Annotated in this window: 17 protein-coding genes; 10 read left to right on the forward strand and 7 right to left on the reverse strand. The window is 67.2% G+C overall.

Annotated elements, in window-relative coordinates; all coding sequences use genetic code 11:
• Positions 1 to 96 precede the first annotated feature (96 nt).
• The 5 genes from GNX95_RS22600 to GNX95_RS22620 are packed head-to-tail and all read left to right on the forward strand — an operon-like array spanning position 97 to position 6,740.
• On the forward strand, positions 97 to 3,036 hold the full coding sequence (locus GNX95_RS22600) for a glycoside hydrolase family 2 TIM barrel-domain containing protein (RefSeq protein ID WP_163509380.1): 2,940 nt from the start codon (positions 97 to 99) through the stop codon (positions 3,034 to 3,036).
• Positions 3,033 to 4,211 carry a molybdopterin molybdotransferase MoeA gene (locus tag GNX95_RS22605; protein ID WP_222853822.1) on the forward strand — a complete coding sequence of 393 codons (1,179 nt, stop codon included), beginning with the start codon at positions 3,033 to 3,035 and terminating at the stop codon, positions 4,209 to 4,211. The genes GNX95_RS22600 and GNX95_RS22605 overlap by 4 nt, the downstream gene beginning before the upstream one ends.
• Positions 4,212 to 4,248: 37 nt before the next feature.
• Positions 4,249 to 4,701, forward strand: a complete 453-nt coding sequence (locus tag GNX95_RS22610) for a MaoC family dehydratase (RefSeq protein ID WP_163509381.1) — start codon at positions 4,249 to 4,251, stop codon at positions 4,699 to 4,701.
• 54 nt (positions 4,702 to 4,755) lie between these two features.
• Positions 4,756 to 5,370 (forward strand): DUF3995 domain-containing protein, encoded by a 615-nt coding sequence (locus tag GNX95_RS22615; RefSeq protein WP_163509382.1) that lies wholly within the window; start codon positions 4,756 to 4,758, stop codon positions 5,368 to 5,370.
• A 20-nt stretch (positions 5,371 to 5,390) separates the two neighbouring features.
• Complete coding sequence (locus tag GNX95_RS22620; RefSeq protein WP_163509383.1) at positions 5,391 to 6,740, forward strand: FAD-dependent oxidoreductase; 1,350 nt, start codon at positions 5,391 to 5,393, stop codon at positions 6,738 to 6,740.
• On the opposite strand, the gene GNX95_RS22625 is transcribed toward GNX95_RS22620, so the two are convergent.
• Entirely contained in the window at positions 6,734 to 7,192 is a 459-nt protein-coding gene (locus GNX95_RS22625; RefSeq protein WP_163509384.1) for a TIGR03618 family F420-dependent PPOX class oxidoreductase, read from the reverse strand. The genes GNX95_RS22620 and GNX95_RS22625 overlap by 7 nt on opposite strands.
• A 43-nt stretch (positions 7,193 to 7,235) precedes the next feature.
• Between GNX95_RS22625 and GNX95_RS22630 the strand changes: the two genes are divergently transcribed.
• Complete coding sequence (locus GNX95_RS22630) at positions 7,236 to 8,117, forward strand: Gfo/Idh/MocA family protein (RefSeq protein WP_163509385.1); 882 nt, start codon at positions 7,236 to 7,238, stop codon at positions 8,115 to 8,117.
• A gap of 13 nt (positions 8,118 to 8,130) precedes the next feature.
• Positions 8,131 to 9,354 (forward strand): VWA domain-containing protein, encoded by a 1,224-nt coding sequence (locus GNX95_RS22635; protein ID WP_163509386.1) that lies wholly within the window; start codon positions 8,131 to 8,133, stop codon positions 9,352 to 9,354.
• A gap of 210 nt (positions 9,355 to 9,564) precedes the next feature.
• Here GNX95_RS22635 and GNX95_RS22640 read toward each other — a convergent pair whose 3' ends face one another.
• Entirely contained in the window at positions 9,565 to 10,821 is a 1,257-nt protein-coding gene (locus tag GNX95_RS22640) for an HNH endonuclease signature motif containing protein (protein WP_163509387.1), read from the reverse strand.
• Between the two features lie 137 nt (positions 10,822 to 10,958).
• Positions 10,959 to 11,849 (reverse strand): phosphate/phosphite/phosphonate ABC transporter substrate-binding protein, encoded by an 891-nt coding sequence (locus GNX95_RS22645; RefSeq protein ID WP_246281709.1) that lies wholly within the window; start codon positions 11,847 to 11,849, stop codon positions 10,959 to 10,961.
• Positions 11,850 to 11,922: 73 nt separating this feature from the next.
• On the opposite strand from GNX95_RS22645, the gene GNX95_RS43845 reads away from it, so the two are divergent.
• Both GNX95_RS43845 and GNX95_RS22655 read left to right on the forward strand, forming a co-directional pair.
• On the forward strand, positions 11,923 to 12,867 hold the full coding sequence (locus tag GNX95_RS43845) for a LysR family transcriptional regulator (protein WP_222853824.1): 945 nt from the start codon (positions 11,923 to 11,925) through the stop codon (positions 12,865 to 12,867).
• A gap of 9 nt (positions 12,868 to 12,876) precedes the next feature.
• Complete coding sequence (locus GNX95_RS22655; protein WP_163509389.1) at positions 12,877 to 13,260, forward strand: MmcQ/YjbR family DNA-binding protein; 384 nt, start codon at positions 12,877 to 12,879, stop codon at positions 13,258 to 13,260.
• A 2-nt stretch (positions 13,261 to 13,262) separates the two neighbouring features.
• On the opposite strand, the gene GNX95_RS22660 is transcribed toward GNX95_RS22655, so the two are convergent.
• Positions 13,263 to 14,642 carry a DHA2 family efflux MFS transporter permease subunit gene (locus tag GNX95_RS22660; RefSeq protein ID WP_163509390.1) on the reverse strand — a complete coding sequence of 460 codons (1,380 nt, stop codon included), beginning with the start codon at positions 14,640 to 14,642 and terminating at the stop codon, positions 13,263 to 13,265.
• Between the two features lie 131 nt (positions 14,643 to 14,773).
• Between GNX95_RS22660 and GNX95_RS22665 the strand changes: the two genes are divergently transcribed.
• On the forward strand, positions 14,774 to 15,322 hold the full coding sequence (locus GNX95_RS22665) for a TetR/AcrR family transcriptional regulator (protein ID WP_163509391.1): 549 nt from the start codon (positions 14,774 to 14,776) through the stop codon (positions 15,320 to 15,322).
• Here GNX95_RS22665 and GNX95_RS22670 read toward each other — a convergent pair.
• From GNX95_RS22670 to GNX95_RS22680, 3 genes are all read right to left on the reverse strand, one after another.
• Positions 15,303 to 17,357, reverse strand: a complete 2,055-nt coding sequence (locus GNX95_RS22670) for a DUF4185 domain-containing protein (protein ID WP_163509392.1) — start codon at positions 17,355 to 17,357, stop codon at positions 15,303 to 15,305. The genes GNX95_RS22665 and GNX95_RS22670 overlap by 20 nt on opposite strands.
• Positions 17,358 to 18,099: 742 nt before the next feature.
• Positions 18,100 to 19,266 (reverse strand): alpha-hydroxy-acid oxidizing protein, encoded by a 1,167-nt coding sequence (locus tag GNX95_RS22675; RefSeq protein WP_163509393.1) that lies wholly within the window; start codon positions 19,264 to 19,266, stop codon positions 18,100 to 18,102.
• A gap of 12 nt (positions 19,267 to 19,278) precedes the next feature.
• On the reverse strand, positions 19,279 to 20,412 hold the full coding sequence (locus GNX95_RS22680; RefSeq protein WP_163509394.1) for a serine hydrolase domain-containing protein: 1,134 nt from the start codon (positions 20,410 to 20,412) through the stop codon (positions 19,279 to 19,281).
• Between the last annotated feature and the right edge of the window lie 68 nt (positions 20,413 to 20,480).

Below are 20,480 nucleotides of genomic sequence, written 5' to 3' on the forward strand. Positions count from 1 at the left end.
ACCGAGCACCGGCCGGGTCACGGACCGATTTGTGACGTCGGACCAGGTCGGGTGCAGTGCGTACGTCGTGGCCCCACGTCCGCTAGAAAGGACATCGTGACCACGACTGCAGACGATGCCGGCCGGCGCAGGTTCAGCTACCTGGACGATCCGGCGCCTGGCTACGGCGGCCTGCCGCCGCGGTCGACCTTCACCTCGACCGCGGCGCGGCTGCCGCTGGACGGCGAGTGGCGGTTTCACCTCGCGCCGACGGTGACCGAGGCACCGGCCGGCTTTCACCTGACCGGGTTCGACGACTCCGGCTGGGACGCGCTTGCGGTGCCGTCGAGCTGGCCGATGCACGGTTACGGCCGGCCGGCGTACACCAACGTCGTCTATCCCTTCCCGGTCGATCCACCGTACGTGCCGACCGAGAATCCGACCGGCAGCTTCCGCCGCGCCTTCGAGGTGCCGGAGACCTGGCAGGACACCGACGCCGTGCTGCGCTTCGAAGGCGTCGACTCGTGCGCGCGCGTCTGGCTCAACGGCACCGAGCTCGGCGTCACCAAGGGCAGCCGGCTGCCGACCGAGTTCCGCGTACGCGAGGCGCTGCGCGTCGGCCGAAACGTGCTCGCGGTGCAGGTGCACCAGTGGTCCTCCGGCAGCTACCTGGAAGACCAGGACATGTGGTGGCTGCCCGGCATCTTCCGCTCGGTCGCGGTGATCCGCCGGCCGGCCGCCGCCATCACCGACTTCTTCGTGCACGCCGACTTCGACCACACCACCGGCCGCGGCACGCTGCGCGTCGAGGTCGACGCCGGTGTCAATGGGGTCGCGCCCGTACGCCTCACGGTCGAGGAGCTCGGCATCATCGACAAGCCGGCCGGAGAGGTCTTCGAGCTCGACGAGATCGAGCCGTGGACGGCCGAGACGCCGCGGTTGTACGACGGCGAGCTGTTCACCTCCGACGAGCGGGTGCCGATCCGGATCGGATTCCGTACGGTCGCGATCGTCGACGGCCAGATCACCGTCAACGGCCGGCCGATCCTGATCCGTGGCGTCAACCGGCACGAGCACCATCCCGACTTCGGCCGTGCGGTGCCGGAGGACGCGATGCGCGAGGACCTGCTGCTGATGAAGCGGCACAACGTCAACGCCATCCGCACCAGCCACTACCCGCCGCATCCGGCGATGCTCGACCTGTGTGACGAGCTCGGGTTCTGGGTCATCGACGAGTGCGACCTGGAGACGCACGGTTTCGGCGTACTGGACTGGAAAAACAACCCTTCCGACGATCCACTGTGGACCGATGCGTATCTGGACCGGATGCGCCGGACCGTCGAGCGCGACAAGAACCATCCGAGCATTTTCCTGTGGTCGCTCGGAAACGAGAGCCACACCGGCGCCAACCTGGCGGCAATGGCCGACTGGGCCAGGGATCGCGATCCGAGCCGGCCGATCCATTACGAAGGCGACGCGGCCTGCGAGTACGTCGACGTCTACAGCAGGATGTACGCCTCGGTGCCGGACGTCGACCTGATCGGCAAGCAGGAAGAGGAAAAACACGAAAACGCCGACGACGCCCTGGACGCGAAGCGGCGCGCGATGCCGTTCATCCTGTGCGAGTACGCGCACGCGATGGGCAACGGTCCCGGCGGACTTTCCGAATACCAGGAGCTGTTCGAGCGCTATCCGCGCTGTCAGGGTGGCTTCGTCTGGGAGTGGATCGACCACGGCATCCGGCAGCACACGGCCGACGGCCGCGAGTTTTTCGCGTACGGCGGCGATTTCGGCGAGCCGCTGCACGACGGCAACTTCGTCATCGACGGCCTGGTTTTCCCTGACCGGCAACCCTCTCCCGGCCTGCTGGAGTTCAAGAAGGTCATCGAGCCGGTCGTTATCCGCGCCGGCGACAACTCGCTGATCGTGGAAAACCATTACGACTTCGTCACCACCGGCCACCTGGCGTTTCGCTGGGCGCTGGAATCGGCCGGTGAGAAGGTGGCCGACGGCGAGTTGGTGGTGCCGCCGGTCGCGCCGGGACAGCGCGCCGAGCTGCCGCTGCCGAAACTTCCGCGCACCGACGCGGAAAGCTGGCTGACCGTACGCGCCGAGCTGGCCGCCGACCAGCCGTGGGCCGCCGCCGGGCACGAGATCGCCTGGGGGCAGCTGCCGGTCAAGCCGGCCGCTCCAGCGCCGGCTTTCGCCGGCCGCCGGCCGCAACTTCGCAGTGACCACATCGTTTTCGGTCCAGGTGTCTTCGACGCCGGCCGGGGAGTGTTGCGAAAGCTGGGAAACCTGGTCGTCGACGGTCCGCGGCTCGACCTGTGGCGTGCGCCGACCGACAACGACCGCGGCGGCGAACATTCCGAAGAGCTGCGGTGGCGCGGAAACGGGCTGCACCGGCTGCAGCACCGCACGATCGACGTGAAGACCGGCAGCACCGAGCTGGTCGTCCGCAGCCGGGTCGCCCCGGCCGGCCTCGGCTTCGGCGCCCACGTCTGGTATCGCTGGCGTGCCGGCGAAAACGGCCTGACGCTGACCGTCAACGTCGACCCGGAAGGCAACTGGCCGGACACCGTGCCGCGGATCGGCCTGCGCATGCGCATCCCGTCCACTGTGGACAACATCGACTTCTTCGGCCTGGGCCCTGGCGAATCGTATCCGGACAGCGTCAAGGCGGTCAGGGTCGGCCGCTATCAGTCCACTGTGGACGACTGGCAGACGCCGTACGTTTTCCCGCAGGAAAACGGGAACCGCTCCGGCGTACGGTGGGCTCAGCTCACCGACGCGGACGGCGTCGGCCTGCGGGTCGACGGCTCGCCGACGATCAACCTGTCCGCCCGCCGCTGGACGAGTGAGGATCTCGACCGCGCCAGGCACACCACCGACCTGCGGCCGAGCGAGTTCGTCTACCTGAACATCGACGCCGCTTTGCACGGTCTCGGCACGGCTTCCTGCGGACCCGGCGTGCTCCCGCCATACCAGCTGCGGCCGGTGTCCACCTCGTTCACGGTCAGTTTTTCGCCGCTGCCAGTGGAAGAGGACGACGAGTGATCACGCCGGAGGAGGCGGCGGCGATCGTCCGGCAGCACGTGCGCGTGTTGCCGGCCGAGCGGTTGCCGCTGGTCGAGCTGGCCGGCCGCGTGCTGGCCGAGCGCGTCGAAGGCACCGAGGACCTGCCGCCGTTCTCCGCGTCCACAATGGACGGTTACGCCGTACGCAGCGCGGACAGTGGCGACCGGCGGCTGGTCGGTGACCGGTTCGCCGGCCGGATGGACGAGCTCACCGTCGGGCCTGGCACCGCCGCGTACATCACCACGGGCGCGCCGATCCCGGACGGCGCCGACGCGGTGGTCAAGGTCGAGCTGACCAGCGAGAGCGACGGCGTCGTCCGCATCGAGGAGGAGCCGCCGGCCGGCCACAACATCCGCGCGCCGGGCTATGACCTGCGCAAAGGCGAGCTGGTCGCGGACGTCGGCACGATCCTCAACCCGGCCTCCATCGGTCTGCTCGCCTCCGCCGGCCGCGTCGACGCGCTGGTCGGCCGGCGGCCGCGGGTGAGCGTGCTGTCGACCGGCGACGAGCTGGTCGAGCCCGGCCGGACGCCGGGGCCCGGCCAGATCCGCGACTCCAACCGCTATGCGCTGCTGGCCGCGCTGGCCGGCCTCAACGTGGACGTACGCTTCGCCGGCCTGGCGCCGGACGAGGAGGACGCTCAGCGTGCCTTCCTGACCGAGCGGATCGCCGACTCCGACGTGCTGATCAGCTCCGGCGGTGTGTCGATGGGGCGCAAGGACCTGATGAAGCGGCTGCTGCCGGAGCTGGCGACCGTCCACTTCCAGCAGGTCAGCATGCGGCCGGGCAAGCCGGTCACGTTCGCGACCGTCGAGGGCGGGCCGCTGATCTTCGCGCTGCCGGGAAATCCGGTGTCGTCGCTGATCGGCTTCGAGCTTTTCGTACGGCCGGCGCTGCTGTCGCTGCAGGGCGCCGGCTGGCCGGAGCGTCACCGCGTACGCGTGCGGCTCACGCACGCCACCAAGCCGACGCCGCGGACCGACTACGTGCGAGCTGTTGTGACGCGCGATCGCGAGGCGCTGGTGGCCACCGCCACCGGCGAGCAGGGCTCGTCGAGGCTGGCGTCGCTGGCCGCCGCCAACGCGCTGCTGGTCCTGCCACCCGAAGGCGCGCCGTACAAGACCGGCTCGATCGTCGACGCCCTCCTCCTGTAGTTATGGTGCGAGGGTCCGCCAAGGAGGGGAGAGCAGCGTGCGTACGTTCGCGTCGATCGATGAGCTGAAGGCCGCGGTCGGAGAGCCGCTCGGGGAGAGCGAGTGGCACACCATCGGACAGCAGCAGGTCAACCTGTTCGCCGACGCCACCGGTGATCACCAGTGGATCCACGTGGACATCGAGAAGGCCAAGGCCGGACCGTTCGGCGGACCGATCGCGCATGGGTTCCTGACGTTGTCGCTGTTGCCGCAGCTCGCGCACGAGGTGTACGCGGTGGAAGGCGCCAAGATGGGCATCAACTACGGCCTCAACAAGGTGCGTTTCCCCAGCCCGGTGCCGGTCGACTCCAAGCTGCGCGGCTCGGTCACGCTGGCCAGCGTCGACGACATCCCCGGCGGCGCGCAGGTCGTCGCCAACATCACCGTCGAGGCCGAGGGCATCGCCAAGCCGGTCTGCGTGGCCGAGTTCGTCACGCGCGTACTCGTCTGAGATTCGGCCAAAAGACAGAGGCCGTGGGCTCCCGCGGCGAGCAGTCTCGGTGGCATGACGAGAAGATGGGGTGGTTACGCGGGGTTCTGGTGGGCCTTGGCGTACGTGCCGATCCATGTTTACTGGGCCTTCGGCGGTTCGGCGGCGTTTCTCGGCCTGACCAGGTCGACGCCGGAGTTCGCGCTCGCCAACTGGGGTGCCTGCGTGGTGATCGTCGGCGCCGCGCTGGTGTCGCTGGCCCTCGTACGCGACTGGGGCCGGCTGGCGCCGCGCTGGGCTCTGCAGGGCACGGCGTGGATCGGCGCGGTCGCCGGCATCCTGCACTGGGCCGCCTCCACCACGGTCGCCCTCACCCGGCTGAGCGGCCCGGACTGGTGGAACCTGCTGGTCTTCGAGCCGTGGTTTCTGCTGATGGGGATTTTCCTCATCGTCGCCGCGATCCAGAACCTGCGACTGTTTCCGCGCGGTGAGCGATCCGGCGGCGTGGTGCCGGCGACTTTCCTGCTCGGCGGCCTGATTGTCGTGCTGTGGGGCGTCTATACGTTCAACGCGTGGCTGTTTCTGTTGTACGGACCGGCAATCATGCTCGCCGGACTCGTCATCGCGTGGGCAGCCAAACGCATTACCGGCGCGAGGAGATCGTCTAGAGTCGCAGGAAGAGCACTATAGCGGCGAGAGTTAGGTAAGGCATGGCTTACCAGAAGGATCGCCCACTGCGGGTCGCGGTGATCGGTGCCGGCCCGGCCGGCATCTACGCGGCCGACGCGCTGACAAGCTCCGACCTGCCGGTCACCGTGGACGTTTACGACAAGCTGCCGGCGCCGTACGGCCTGGTGCGTTACGGCGTGGCGCCGGACCATCCGAAGATCCAGTCCATCTCGGAGAAACTCCGGCTGATCCTGGAGCGCGACGAGGTGCGCTTCTTCGGCAACGTGGCGATCGGCGACGATCTCACGCTCGACGATGTGCGCCGGCATTACGACGCCGTGTTGTTCAGCACCGGCATTCCCGGCCACCGCGACCTCGGCGTGCCGGGTGACAACCTGCCGAGCTGCCAGGCCGCCGCCGACTTCGTGTCCTGGTACAACGGCCATCCCGACGCGCTGCCGGCGCGGCCGCTGGAGTCCGAGCGCGTCGCGGTGATCGGCGCCGGAAACGTGGCGCTCGACGTGGCGCGCATGCTGGTCACCCATGCCGACGACCTGGCCAGCACCGACGTCCCCGACGACGTGCTCGCCGCGCTGCGCACCAACAAGGTCACCGATGTCTACGTCGTCGGCCGCCGTGGTCCGGCGTACGCGAAGTTCACCGCGCCGGAGCTGCGCGAGCTGCCGGAGCTGGACGACGTCGACCTGATCGTGCATCCGGACGACATGGTGCTCGATCCGGCCAGCCAGGAACTCGTCGACGGCAACCGGAAAGTGCGCACCAACGTCAACCTTTTCACCGAGTGGTCGAAAAAACCGCTGACCGGTGCGTCGCGCCGGCTGCACCTGCTGTTTTGGCGCAAGCTCAAGGATGTCACTGGCACCGACGACGTGACCGGCGTACGGTTCGAGCGTACGCATCCGGGATCGGAGCACCTCGGCGAGATCGACGCGATCGAGGTGCAGGCGGTTTTCGCCGCCATCGGCTATGAAGGCCAGCCGCTGCCGGGCCTGCCGTTCGATCCGTTTTCCGGCACGGTGCCGCACGAAACCGGTCGTGTGGTGGAAAACGGCGCCGTGGTGCCGGGGCTTTACGTTGCCGGCTGGGTGAAACGCGGTCCGATCGGCGTGATCGGCAACAACAAAGCCGACGCGGTGGAGACCGTACGCAGCCTGCTCGCCGACGCGGAGTCGTTGCCTGGCGCGGAAAATCCCGATCCGGCGGCGGTGGACGCGCTGTTGGAGTCGCGCGGTGTGCGTTTTGTGACATACGACCACTGGCTGCGGCTGGAGGCGCACGAGTTGGCGGCCGGCGCGGCGCAGGGTCGTACGCGCTCCAAGGTCGCCGAGCGCGCGCGGATGCTCTCCATCTGCCACCCCGACACTCAGTAGGCGCCGCCGAGCTTGCGGTGGTCCCAGCTGACCACGTGCGTCGGCGTGAAACGCAGCAACACGCGTTTGCGCGCCTGTGCCTCGACTCCGGTGCGCGCGGCGTCGGTGAGTGCGCCGCCATAGCGTTGGGCCATCGCCAGGCCGATCCGCGCCACCTCGTCGTACGTGTCGTCGATGACCGTGTCGCATTCCAGCGAAACGCCACGCAGCTGGTCGTACGAGTCGCCGGTCTCGATCAACACCGTCGCGTGCGGATCGCGGCGGAGATTGTGCACTTTCTGGCTTTTTCCGTATGTCCACGTCTCGATCACCTGGCCGGTCGGCCAATACCACAGCGGCACCAGGTGTGGCCGGCCGTTGGGACCAATGCTCGCCACCACGATGGTCCGCTGCTCGGCCAGGAAATCGGCGATTTCCGTCGCTGACATGGTGATCGCAGCGCGTCGCGACATGGTCACACTCCCTTCCTCGACAATCCACAATAGACTCACGAGCATGGTGCTCCGGGTAGGTCTGGTCGGCGCGGGTCCGTGGGCTCGCAACGCACACGCTCCGATGCTCGCCGCCGGTCCGGAGACGACGCTGGCGGCGATCTGGGCTCGCCGGCCGGAGGCGGCGGCGGAGTTGGCCGCACAGCACGGATCCGTGGCCGCCGGCTCGTACGAGGAGCTGCTGGAGCGCTGCGACGCGGTCGCTTTCGCGGTGCCGCCGGCCATCCAGGCGCCGCTGGCGATCACCGCGGCACGCGCCGGAAAGGCTTTGCTGCTCGACAAACCGATCGCCGGCGACCTCGACACGGCCGGCGCGCTGGCCGAGGCGGTGGCCGAGGCGGGGGTCGTCTCGCAGCTCATGCTGAGCTTCCGCTATCACCGGCAGACCGACGATTTTCTCGCTCAGGCCGCGGATTTTCCGGTCGTCGGCGCGCGATCGGCGTTCGTACACGGCAGCCTGATCCCCGGCCACTGGGCCGCGGTCGGCTGGCGGACCGTCGACGGCGTTCTGCTCGATCTGGCGCCGCATCTGTTCGACCTCATCGCCGCCGCGGTCGGTCCGATCGACTCGGTGCACGCGACCGGTGACCCGCTGCGCTGGGTCGAGGTGACCTGCCGGCACGAAAACGGCCTGGTCACCCAGGCGTCTTTCTCCGGCTCGGTCGGTGGTCCGGACGGCGGCATCCGGCTCGACCTGTATGGCGAGCCCGGCGTGCTGTCCTTCGACGGCCGCGACCTCGACGACACCGAACGTTTCGCGCGCGTACGCGCCGAATTCGCGGAATCCGTGCGAAAAGGGGTGTCCGGACCGCTGGACGTGCACCGAGGTTTGATGCTTCAGCGGCTGATCGACCAAGCCACCCGTACGCTCGGGGAAAAGCGATAGTTGGGGGAATGACGTGGAACTGGCTCGCGGCGCGAACACGGCGATTGCCGACGGCAAACTGCATATCGGAGTGGAAGGCAGCAAACCCGGCACGGTCGATCTGCTGGTCCTGCAGCTGACCGAGCAGCGCCGCGTACGCACGGACAACGACCTGGTTTTCTTCAACCAGCCGACCTCGCCGGAAGGCGCCGTGACGGTGTCCAGCAGCGCGGTCGACATCGACCTGGCGCGCGTGCCGGCTGATGTCGCGACGCTCGCCGTGGCCGTGTCGCTCGACGATTCCGTGCCGGGGTCGCTGGCCGCGATCCCTTCTCTTGGCGTGACCGTCTCCACCGGCGTACGCGCGTCGGCGGCAGGATTCACCTCCGAACGTGCCGCGCTGCTGGTGGAGATCTATCGGCGTGGCGGTGCCTGGAAAATCCGCAACGTGTCGCAGGGATGGGCCACCGGCCTCGCCGCCGTGCTGCGCGAACACGGCATCGACGTGGCCGACGAACCGGCCGCCGACCAGCCGCGGACCGTGCCAGGCGAGGAGAAGCTTTCCCTGGAGAAAAAACAGAAACTCGACATGCGCAAGAAGGAGGTCGCCAAGGTCCTGCTGACCAAGCAGGCCGCCGGCGTACGCGCACGGGTCGTGCTGGTGATGGACAAGACCGGCTCGATGTACAAGCAATATCGGCAAAAGGTGGTGCACCGGGTCATCGAGCGGATGGTGCCGGTGGCCGTACAACTCGATGACGACGGCACGCTCGAGGCGTACCTGTACGCCAGGCAGTTCTTCCGGCTGCCTGACCTGCGGGTCGCCGACCTGGAGACCTGGCCGGAGCAATACATTCACCTGAGCGGGAAACACAGCGGCTTCGACTACGACCGGATCGGCGCGGCAAACGACGAGATTCCGATCATCAACGCCGTGTTGGCCACCGCGACCGACCCGACGGTGCCGACGCTCGTCCTTTTCTTCACCGACGGCGGTTTCTCCAAGCGCCGCGAGATCACGCAGCTGATGGTGCAGGCCGCGAGCCGGCCGGTCTTCTGGCAGTTTGTGGGGATCGGCAAGGCAAACTACGGCCTGCTGGAGGCGTTGGACGACATGCCGGGTCGGGTCGTCGACAATGCCGGCTTTTTCGCGCTGGACGACATCGACCGGGTGTCCGACGGCGAGCTTTACCAGCGTCTGCTCAACGAGTTTCCGGACTGGCTGCGCGCCGCCAAAGCCGCCGGCATCCTGCGTTAACTGCCGAGCTATTCTTCACCTGTATGAGGCCGGCGCTGATCGTCCCCTCGTTGGCGATGAGGTTTCTCGGCGCGGCCGAGGGCTCGTTCGCGCTCGCGGCGGGTCGCAACCGAACGTGAGCACCACAGCAGGCCCGTCAACGCGACGTTTTCTGGCGAGGCGCGATCCTCGTCGTGGTGTCACTTCGGTTGGTGGCCCACCTGTTCGGGTTTAGTTGAACAGGTGGTAGGTATTTCGTAGCGGCTTTTGCTCGAAGTCCACGTACTGCGGTGGAATGAATTCTGGTACGCCGTCGACGATCTGGACTTGCCAGTCGCCGTGGTGGATCTGCCGGTGGTGAAATTCGCACAGCAGCACGCAATTGTCGATGGAGGTTTCACCTCCGTCGGCCCAGTGCCGCACGTGGTGTGCTCTCGTCCAGCGTACGGGTCGGGTGCAGCCGATCATCGCGCAGCCGCGGTCACGCGCGATCAACGCTTTGCGCAGCTCGTCGGTGACCAGCCGTTCGGTGCGGCCGACGTCCAATGCTTCGCTTTGGGTGCCGAGCACCAGTGGAGTGATGTCACAGTCGCACGCCAACCGCCGGGCGGCTTCGGGGCTGATGACGGTGTTTTCGTACGCGCGGACCTGCCCGAGCTTGTCCCTGAGCATCTCCCAGGACAGCGTGATCGTCAGATGCGGACGCTCGCGGCCCTGGATCGGCAGCTTCTCACTGTCCGCGATCAAATTCAGCGCATCGGCCAACGCATCACCATTGCGCTCAGCAGCCGAGCGGCGGTCTTTGGTTTTGCCCTTGTTGTCCGTGCGTGGCTTGGCCAGCGGCGAGAGGAGTTCCTGCATCAGGCTGCCCGTCTCGGCATCGAAGCTGCCGCGGAAGGCGAGCCGACCATCGGTGCCGGTGCGCAAATACAGCTCGCGGCGTGGCGTGGCGTTTTCTTCTTCCGAGGGCTGTGTTCCGTCGGGGTCGAGGTGGCCGTGGACGCGGTTGCCGAGCTGGTGCAACTCACGCGCCCGCAACTGCGATGCCGCGTCGACCAACGTTTTCTCGGCGAACCGCCGCTCCTGGATACCGATCCGACGCGGCAACTTGGTGATAATCGTCCGGATCGCGTCCAACTGCGAGTCGGCCAGCTCGCCGCGGCGCATGGCCTCGCCGGCGTATTCCAACTGCGGCGCCAGCTTCTCACCGGTGGCCAACGCGCGGCTGCCGCAGAACGTGCGAGCGCGCTGCACGCATCGGCTGGCCTCGGTGGGGGAGAACTTCAGGAAATCCTCCAGGAACGCGGCCGTGTCGGCGTGTCCGAACTTTGTCGCGATCGTCTGGTCATCGGCGGCTTTCACCACCGCCAGAAGCGCGGCTTTGGCCGTACGCACCGCCTGCTCCGCATACCGCAACGCGGCCGCGAACTCCTCCTTACCGGACAGCAACGACGGATCACCCGCCAGCTGAAATGAAGGAGTGGTCATGCCACCAATAATACCCTAGCGGCCGACAACGCCGCGCCGCCGGGGTCGAGTGTTTCTTTGTCTCACAAGGCAAACCGCGCCGCGGGCCGCTCTCCTCAGGTTTCTTGGGAAGCTTTGGTGTTATCCCGCCAGCAGAGCTAGATGTCAAGCAGCTCCGTGGCGAAGATCTCCTCGATTTTCCACCGACGCGTGGACAACCCCTGCTCGTAGTGATAGCGCAGATACGTCTCCAGAGTCCTACGGTTGGCGGCGATGCCATACGGCCACCAGTCATCCGGAAACTCGGTGGCATTACGCTCTACCAGCGCGTTCATCCACGGCACCATGGTCTGCACCTGATGGAGCCGGCGAGCACCACGATAGCGCTCCAGAGCCGCATCTTTTGCTTCGGCAAAGGCGCGATAGACCTCAGCCGCGAGGCGCAGGAGGTCACGTCGGATGACGATCGTGTGCATGATCGGGAAAATGCCGGTCCGGCGATGATAGTCGCGTTCCAGCGGCTCGAAATCGGCGAACAGGCGAGCGACGTTTGGTGATCTGTCAAGGAAACACTGCGGCACGTTCGCGGAGAACAGCGCGTCGATCTCGCCGTCGTCCAGCATTCTGTTGAGCGTCCGGCCGGCCGGTGCGACGCTGACGTCGACCTGCGGCGGATGTGGATGGGGGATGAAGTCGAACGGCGGCGCGGGATGCTCGAGGCCGCCGATGATCCATCTGTTGTCCTCGGGACGAAATCCGTGCTCGTCCATCAGGATTCCCTTGGCCCACACGCCGGAGTCCTGGCCGTACGTGCCAAACTCACCGATGGTCCGGCCGGTGAGGTCGGCCGGGCCGGTGATGCCGGAGTGGACGTTGACGAAGACGCACGAGTGGCGGAAGACGCGGTTGGGGAAGATCGGCAACGCCACGTACGGCGGGTCCTGCTCCAGCGATCGTAGATAAAACGTCAGTCCGAGCTCGGCGACATCGTACGCACCGCCGCGGACCATTCCCTCGAAGATCTCCGGCAGGGTCGCCGCGGTTTTCATGGTGGCGCCGGTGCTTCCTTCGAATAGCGAACGCGTTGTGTCATATCGGAAACATCCAATGGTGAGGGATTTCATGATTCGATCGTTCGCCGATCCGCGGCTGGTGTCCAAGACTCGTTTCGCACGGTCGATACCCGGTGAGTATCGTGTCGGCGTGGACCTGCGCCAACTGCGCTATTTCGTCGCGGTCGCCGAGGAAGGCCACGTCGGCCGTGCGGCGGGCCGGCTGCACATGACCCAGCCGCCGCTGAGCCGTGCGATCCGCCAGCTCGAGGACGAGCTGGGCATCAGGCTTTTCCACCGTACGGCCAAAGGCGTCACGCTCACGGCGGCGGGTGCGGTGCTGTTGGCAGAAGCCGGTGCCCTGCTCGGCCACGTCGACCGGGTCCGCGACCGGGTGACCGCCGCGGCGGGTGCCGCCACTCTCGCGATCGGCACGCTGGCCGACGCGGCCGAACAGGTGGGCGGCGAGCTGGTCGCACATTTCCGTGCTCGTCATCCGCACGTGAGCGTCAGCGTCCACGAGAGCGACCTCAGCGACCCCACGGCCGGCCTGCGTGCCGGCCTGGTCGACATCGCGATGACCCGCACTCCGTTTGACCAGACCGGAATCGGCACATACGTCCTGCGCTCGGTGCCGGTCGGTGTCGTCGTACGCGACGACGATCCGCTCGCCGGTCGCGCGACGGTGACCGAGGCGGATCTGGCCGGTCGCCGGTGGGTCCGGCTGCCGGATGGCGTCGACGGCGTGTGGAAGGCGTTCTGGACCGGTGGCGTGCCCGACGAGCGTACGCCGGTGCGGCGGACGATCCAGGAATGTCTGCAGGCGGTGATGTGGAACGCGACATCGGCGCTGGCGCCGGTCGACCAGCCGCTGCCGGCCGGGCTGGCCGTCGTTCCGCTGGCCGGGCACGTGCCGAGCCAGCTCGTCCTCGCCTGGCTGGCGTCCGGCCGCAATCCATTGGTCAGTAGTTTCGTGCAGACGGCCAAAAGCGCGTTTCCCGGCCGCGCGTCGTAGTCTGACCGCATGTGGAGCGCTAAGGACGCGGCGGCGGCGCGGAAGAAGGTGGACGCGCTGGCCGCGCGGCTGCCGGAGCTGGTGGCCGAACAGTCACACGGCCACACCGGATATCTGTTGCGGGGCAAGCGGATCGCCTGGCTGGTGGTCGACCACCACGGCGACGGCCGGCTGGCATTGTGGGTCAAGGCACCGAAAGACGAGCAGGAGGCGCTGGTCGGCGGCGACCCCGACCGCTATTTCGTCCCGCCGTACGTCGGAAAGAGCGGGTGGGTCGGCGTGCTGCTCGATCCGGCCAGCGAGCCGGACTGGGGTGAGGTCGACGCGTTGCTCGAACAGGCCTGGCGGATGACCGCGACCAAACGCGCGATCACCGCCTTCGACGCCGGTTGAGCTCATCGGCGGGCCAGCACGGCACTGTCCTTTGTGGACCGAGTGCGCCGCGGCTGGTCCTGCCGTACGACGGCCAGTAGGATCGCGCCGAGTGTGACACCGCAGCCGGCCACCAGGAGGAGTGCGTGCACACCGGCGTCATAGCGAGCAAAACTGCCCAGGACGGTGCCAAGTACGGCGATGCCGAGCGCTCCGCCGACCTGCCGCGCGGTGTTGACGATCGCCGAGCCGACGCCGGCGCGTTCGCGCGGCACGTGCTGCAGGACGGCCGCGATCGCCGGTGAGATCGCCAAACCCTGGCCGATCCCGCAGATCACGAACAGCACCGCGACCAGCGCGTATGATCGCAGGCCGACGATGCCAAGGCCGAGCAGGCTCAGGCTGGTCGCGGTGTAGCCCAGCAGCATCGGCAGCCGTGGACCGTACGCGGCGGTCAGCCGGCCGGCCAGCAGCGACGACGGAATGATCGCCAGACTCATCGGTGCCAACAGAAAACCGGTCACCAGCGCCGAATTGCCATTTGACTGCTGCAAAACCACGGACAACAGCACAAACGCGCCGTTGGCGCCGAAGCCGAGCAGCACCGAGGCGATGTTGACGACCGAGAACCCGCCGTTGCCGAACAGCGAAATCGGCAACATCGGCCGCTTTTTCCGTGATTCGACAACGACGAACGCGATGCCGCACAGCGCGGCGGCTGCGAACAGGCCGAGCGTTTGCGCGGATGTCCAACCGGCCTCGCGCGCGTCGATCACCGCGAACACCAGCGAGCCGAGCGCGCAGACTGCCAGCACCTGGCCGATCGGGTCGAGCGCGGCATGCTCGGGATCGGCGCTTTCGACGATCGTAGGAAGGCCGACGCCGATCGCCACGACGCAGATCGGCAGGTTGACCAGGAAAATCGACGGCCAGCCGAACGCGTCGACCAGCAGCCCGCCGAGGATCGGACCGGCCAGCACCGCGACGCTCGCGGCCAATCCCCAATATCCCAGGAGCCGCGCCCTTTTCGCCGGATCCGGTGCGGCCTGCGCGATGATCGCGAGCGCGCCAGGCACCACCAGCGCGGCCGAGACGCCTTGTAACACACGGCCGGCGACCAGGACGCCGATCGACGGCGCGACCGCGCAGACCAGCGAGCCAGCCAGAAAGCCGGCCAATCCCAGCAGAAAACAACGCTTGCGGCCATAGCGGTCGCCGAGCGCGCCGCCGGACAGCAGGCAGACCGCCAGCGCGATCGAGTACGCGTCGACGATCCACTGCAGTCCGTCCAGGCCGGTCCGCAGGTCGTGCTGAATCCGCGGCAGCGCCACCGCCACGATCGTCAGGTCGAGCAACACCATGAACGTGCCGGCGAACGCCGGCAGCAAGATCCTCGTCCGCACCGATTCCCTCACGATCCATCACATGACTGACCGACAGTCGGTGACTGTAAATGAAAACGCTTGCCATGTACAGCGTGATGTGGGTAACGGCGGCCGGTCCGATACGGTCAGACCGACACGAAGGAGGCCGCGTGCCGCGGACGAAACCGAGCGAGGAGCGCCGTGCGGACCTGCTCGACGCTGCCGAAGAACTGGTGTTACGCGACGGTGTCGACGCGCTGCGCATCGACGACGTGACGCTCGGGGCCGGCGTCGCCAAAGGCACCTTCTACTTGCATTTCAAGACCAAGGACGAGCTGATCGCCGCGTTGGCCGAGCGCTATGTCCAGCGGTTCGTGGCCTGCCAGCGCGAGGCGTCCGACGGTTACGCCGGTGTCGAGCGGATCCAACGCTGGCTGGTCGCGGGCATCGACACCTACACCACCGACAATCGGCTGCACGACGTGCTTTTCCGGCATCCGGCCCACACCGTCTACAGTGGACACAACCTGGCCGCCGGCGACCTGCGCGACCTGCTCGTCGAAACTGTCGACCTGCCGGATCCGGACGCCACCGCGATTTTGCTTTACCACGCCTTGCACGGCGCGGCCGACCACGTCCTGCACACGCCGGCCGACCGCGACCGCATCGTCGCCGAGCTCGTCCGCCTTTGCCAGCTGGTTACTGCGCGGCGATGGTGAAATCGTCGAGCTGGATCCAGGTGTCGGTGCCAGGAGCCACAAAACCGGCGTAGACCGTCACCGTGTGGACGTTTGCCGGGATCGTGACCGTGACCTGCCGTTGCGCATACGCGTCGGTGGCGCCGAAGGTCGTCTGGCCGAGGACAGTGCTGCCATCGGCGCCCAGGCGTACGCCGAAGCGTCCTTCGGTCAGGGCCGACGACGACCTTTCCCAGGTGGAGAAGGTGTACGTCGTGCCTGGCGTCACCGGCACCTGCTGACTCAGCGCGCTCCAACCGGTCCCGGAGGTGCGGATCCAGCCGTTGTTCTGGCCGGAATGCGCGAATCCGAGGCCACGGTCGACGCCATGTCCCGCCGTGCCTTCGAAACTCCACGCCGACGGGCCGCCGGCCGGCGCCTCGAAACCGCCGTCGGCCAGCTGTGAGACATAGCTGGCGGCCAGCTCGGAGACCGAGGTGTACGTGCGCGTACCACCGGGCACGCCGTAGACGCGGATGCCGTCGGCCGCGTCGGGTTTGAAGGTGATCGTGTAGGTCTTGCCGGCGCCGGCGGTGTTGTCGCCCGGATAGGCCGGGCTGATCGACTGCGCGGTCGCGTCGACCCATTCGCCGTTGTGTCGCAGCTGCACGCGCGGCCGGCCGGTGAACCAGCCGCCGGTGTCGGTCACCGGACCGCTGGTGAAGTCGACGCGGTTGACGTTGTATTGCCGCGGCCACGTGTAGCCCCACCAGCTGGCCGTCTTCACCTCGCCGTCGCTGTCGTCCTCGGCGGTGTTTTTGTCGCCGTCATTGAGATAGTCGAGCCGGCCGGCGTGCGTCGACTTGGAGATCGGTACGGTGCCCGGCGCGGTGGCCAGGTTGACCGTGCCGTCGGGCAGGTTGGTCGGTTGGCTCGGTGTGGCCGGTGTCAGCTGCATCTTTCGCAGGCTGAAGTGGTAAACATTGCCGCCACCGCCACACGGGCACACGTTTGCCTGCACGTAGGCCGTACGCCCGTCGGCGCTGAGGAACTTCGACGGGATGGTCGTGCCATAGCCGCCGGCTCGCGCGGCCGACCACGGATAGCCGCCGAAATCCTTGCTGAGGAACCGTTTCCACGGCCCCCACGGCGTCGGCGACTCGTAGAACTCGAAGGTGAACTCGGTCCACGAGGTGTAGAGATAGCGCTTCAGCGGCTTGTCGTACGTGACGCCACCCTGGCTGACGACGCTCAGGTTGCTGACCAGGTTGGGGTTGTAGGTCTGCTGGTAGAGCCGGCGACCGTCGTGCAAAACCGAGACGCGCTTGCTGATGTCCCGGCTCCACCGCGGCCTTTCGGTCGTGCCGCTGAAGAATTCCCACGCCCTGCGGTCCTGCACCTTGGTTTTCGGCACGCGCGCGAGATAAACGTCCTGCGGGTCGGCGACCCGGTCGTCGAACGAGTCACGCCAGTTGTTGTCCAGGCCGTACGCGTAGACGTAGTTGTCCGGAGCCCACGCGCTGTCCTTTCCGAAGTCGGTGAAGAAAATCGTGGTGAACGCGTGGTTGTCGAACATCGGCTTGGAATGGTCCCAGGTCCACGTACGTCCGTGGTCGGTGGACTTCACGATGGTGGCCGCCGGCACTTCGTTGAAATCCAAGGCAAGATCCTGCACGGCGAGGTAGATCGTACCGTTCACGCAGACCATGCCGGTCGGTTTGCGCGTGTAACCAGGTCCGCTCCACACGCTGCTGATCCGCTCGCTGCGGCTGAGCGTCTCGCCGGTCAGCTTGGGCAACGTGCCACGGATCTGGCTGACCGCCACGTCGGCGAACGCGCCGTCGGTCGTGAAACCCTTGCCGTCGCCATTGGCGGCGTAGAGATTATCGTCGTTGGACCAGCACGATGGCCACAAATCGCCGTCGCTCGGCGTCGGCACCGTCTCGTGTTCCTCGATCGCGACGGTGGAAAACGCCGTACTCACCGGCGCGTCGACCGGCGCCGCGACGGCCGGCGTGCCGCCGAACGCGAGCGCGACGACCGTGGCAGCGGCGAGCAGGTTGCGGACCGACGGCATCGTTCCTCCTGGCAGCAATCGATTTCTCGGTAACGTACGGGGTGGCGCGTGGACCGTCAAGAGCCGGCCCGGCCGCGTTCGCTGAGTGTCGTATTTTTGGCACCGTTGGACGTCCGATGTGGTGAAAATACGGCTTGTTCGTTTTCCTTCGGCGGGCGGCGGGTTCTCATGTTTGTTGCGTTGGGTGGGTGGTTGGGTTTTTCGCCTGCGCGGCGGGCGCTCCCGCGGAGGGCGACCTCAAGGGAGGGGGCGCGTGGATGCCAGTTGGTGTGCATTGGGGGTGCGGGTGCTGGGGCGGTTGACTGCGTAATACTTGTTTAACAAGACATCAAAACGGACATCTGTCGCGGGTGAGCAGTCACAGCAGCAATATCAGCCTCAGTAGTCACACCCGTCACAGCCTTCGGTGATCGCGACGGCGTGAAAGCTTTGTCTCTTGCGTCCAGCGCAAGTAACTCGACCTTCATGCCATCCGCGACCCTCGCAAGCCGGACATTTAGCGCTCCACATGCCTTCTCGTACCACAAACCGGACCCACCCACAGACCAACCGCAACGCGCGGCACCCAACCCAACCAACAGCGAAACCCCGCGCACCCTCCCCTTGAGGTCGCCCTCCGCGCAGGAGCGCCCGCCGCGCAGGCGCCACCACCCCCAAAACGCACCAACCAGAAGCCGCAACCACCCACCCAACGCAACAATCATGAAACCCAACCACCCCGCGAAAGGGTCCGCGGAAAATGTCAGGAGGTGCGGTGGAGGTCAGCAGGGGAGAGCGACCCCACCGAGCTGTGCCCGGCCAGAGCCAGGGTCAGCTCGAGCTCGGCGAGGATGCAGCGGATGACGTGCTCGACGCCGGGCTGGCCGTCGATGCCGAGGCCATACATGTACGGCCGGCCGAGCAGTACGCCGCGGGCGCCGAGCGCGAGCGCCTTGGCGATGTCGTCGCCGGTGCGGATGCCGGAGTCGAACAGGATCTCCAGCCGGTCGCCGGCCGCCTCGACGACGCCGGGCAGTGCGTCGGCCGCGCCGATCGCGCCGTTGACCTGCCGGCCGCCGTGGTTGGAGACCACGACTCCGTCGACTCCGGCATCGACGGCTTTCCTTGCGTCGTCAGGATGTTGGATGCCTTTGAGGACGATCGGGCCGTCCCAGTGCTCGCGCAGGAACGGCAGGTTGTCCCAGGTTTTGCTGGCGTCGTTGAACAACTGTACGAAGTGCATGACCGCGGCCCGTGGGTCCTCGTGCACCGGCTTGCCAAGACCGGCTTCGAAAGCCGGATCGGTGAAGTAGTTGGCCGTGCCGACACCGCGTAGAAACGGCAGGTAGGCGGTGTCCAGATCGGTCGGCCGCCAGGCCAGCATGAACGTGTCGAGCGTGACGACGAGTACGCGATAGCCGGAGTTCTTCGCTCTGGCCAGGAAACTCTTCGTGACTTCCGGATCTTTCGGCCAGTAGAGCTGAAACCACCGCTCGGCGTCCCTCATCGCCTCGGCGACCTGCTCCATCGGCGTGCTCGACGCCGACGACAGGATGAACGGGATCGACTGCGCCGCGGCGGCTTTCGCAGCTGCCACCTCGCCGTCCGGATGCATGATCGACTGTACGCCGACCGGCGCCAACGCCAACGGACTGGCGGTTTTCCGGCCGAACAGCTCGACGGACAGGTCGCGTGCGCTGACATCGCGCAGCATCCGCGGCACGATCTCATAGCGGTCCAGCGCCCGCCGGTTGGCTCGTGCCGTCTTGCCGTCGCCGGCCGATCCGGCGACGTATCCGAACGGTCCCGGTCCGAGCCGCTGCCGCGCGACCTCCTCCAGTCGCGTCAGATCCGTCGGCAGCCGTGGCACCGCACCGGTGAACACACCGGCACCGTAGATCTCGTACTGAAAAGCGGCCCAGTCGGTCATCGGCACAGTCTGTCAGGTGATCGCCGTCAGCGCCGTGAGCCACGGCATCCAACGCGGATCGGGGCCCTTGCTGGGATCCCACGACAGGCTGGTGCCGGTGTAGCCGACCGAGAAACCGCTCTCCGGATCGGCGAACGCGAGCCGGCCGCCGGCACCGGCGTGGCCGAAACCGCCGGGACCGAGCATCGGATTTCCCGGTCGTGCCAGCTCAAAGCCGAGGCCGTGCCGCAGTGGATACGGATCCGGCATGGCGTCAAGCGGCGCCGGCGGACGCAGGCCGTCGGTCTGTGGCTTCCGCGCCGCTTCGACAGCTTCCGGCCGGAGTACGCGGATGCCGTCGACCTCGCTCAGCAGGGCCGCGTAGAAACGCGCGAGCGAACGCGCGTTTCCGATTCCGTTGGCCGCCGGCAGCTCGGCGGCGTGGAACTCGGCGGTGTTCAGCGCCGGCAACAGGCCAGAGACCGACCGGAAACCCGCGAGCAGCGCGAGCGTCACCGGATGCTCCAGGTCCACACCGAGGCCGCGCAGGATCTCGGCCATCTGCTCGCTGGAAACCGGCGGGTTCTGCGCGGAAACCGGCCGTACGCGCGACTCTTTGTCAGCGGGCAGGCCGATCCACAGGTCGAGGCCGAGCGGACCGCCGATCTCCTCGGCGAAAAGTCGTCCGACGCTGCGGCCGCTGACTCGCCGGATCACCTCGCCGACCAGGAAGCCGTAGGTGATCGCGTGATAGCGATATGCCGTGCCAGGCTGCCAAAGCGGCGTCATCGACGCGAGTGCCGCGACGCATTGGTCCCAGTCGGTCAGCTGTTGGGTACCGATGTCGAACGAGAAGAATCCGGCCGTGTGGCTCAACAGTTGCGCGACCGTCACGTCCGGCGAAAACTCCGGCCAGTAGGTGCTGACCGGCGCGTCGATCCGCAGCTGGCCGCGCTCGGCGAGCAGATGTGCGAGCGTGGCGGTGAGGCCTTTGGTGGCCGACATGAGCACCGTGAGCGAGTCGCCGTCGTGCGTCCACAGGTCGACGACCGGCTGGCCGTGCCGATAGACGGCGAGCTGCGCCTGTCCCACATCGGTTTTCTGCGCTTCGGCGAAGGCGTCGCGGACGGCTTCGTATCCGGTGGCGACGGTTCCGTTGACATCCATGACATCGACGCTAGCGCTCCACCGGCGTACGGCGAGTGCCTGACGCGCTGGACAGCCCGGGCCGATCG

The sequence above is a fragment of the Fodinicola acaciae genome (genome assembly GCF_010993745.1).
GTDB lineage: Bacteria > Actinomycetota > Actinomycetes > Mycobacteriales > HKI-0501 > Fodinicola > Fodinicola acaciae.

What these genes read in the sequence shown, in the direction of transcription:
- GNX95_RS22655 (WP_163509389.1), top strand. Translation starts at nt 12,877, where the DNA reads ATGTGGAGCGCTAAGGACGCGGCGGCGGCGCGGAAGAAGGTGGACGCG.
- GNX95_RS22670 (WP_163509392.1), bottom strand. Translation starts at nt 17,357, where the DNA reads ATGCCGTCGGTCCGCAACCTGCTCGCCGCTGCCACGGTCGTCGCGCTC.
- GNX95_RS22680 (WP_163509394.1), bottom strand. Translation starts at nt 20,412, where the DNA reads ATGGATGTCAACGGAACCGTCGCCACCGGATACGAAGCCGTCCGCGAC.
- GNX95_RS22640 (WP_163509387.1), bottom strand. Translation starts at nt 10,821, where the DNA reads ATGACCACTCCTTCATTTCAGCTGGCGGGTGATCCGTCGTTGCTGTCC.
- GNX95_RS22645 (WP_246281709.1), bottom strand. Translation starts at nt 11,849, where the DNA reads ATGAAAACCGCGGCGACCCTGCCGGAGATCTTCGAGGGAATGGTCCGC.
- GNX95_RS22620 (WP_163509383.1), top strand. Translation starts at nt 5,391, where the DNA reads ATGGCTTACCAGAAGGATCGCCCACTGCGGGTCGCGGTGATCGGTGCC.
- GNX95_RS22625 (WP_163509384.1), bottom strand. Translation starts at nt 7,192, where the DNA reads ATGTCGCGACGCGCTGCGATCACCATGTCAGCGACGGAAATCGCCGAT.
- GNX95_RS22675 (WP_163509393.1), bottom strand. Translation starts at nt 19,266, where the DNA reads ATGACCGACTGGGCCGCTTTTCAGTACGAGATCTACGGTGCCGGTGTG.
- GNX95_RS22630 (WP_163509385.1), top strand. Translation starts at nt 7,236, where the DNA reads ATGGTGCTCCGGGTAGGTCTGGTCGGCGCGGGTCCGTGGGCTCGCAAC.
- GNX95_RS22615 (WP_163509382.1), top strand. Translation starts at nt 4,756, where the DNA reads ATGACGAGAAGATGGGGTGGTTACGCGGGGTTCTGGTGGGCCTTGGCG.
- GNX95_RS43845 (WP_222853824.1), top strand. Translation starts at nt 11,923, where the DNA reads ATGATTCGATCGTTCGCCGATCCGCGGCTGGTGTCCAAGACTCGTTTC.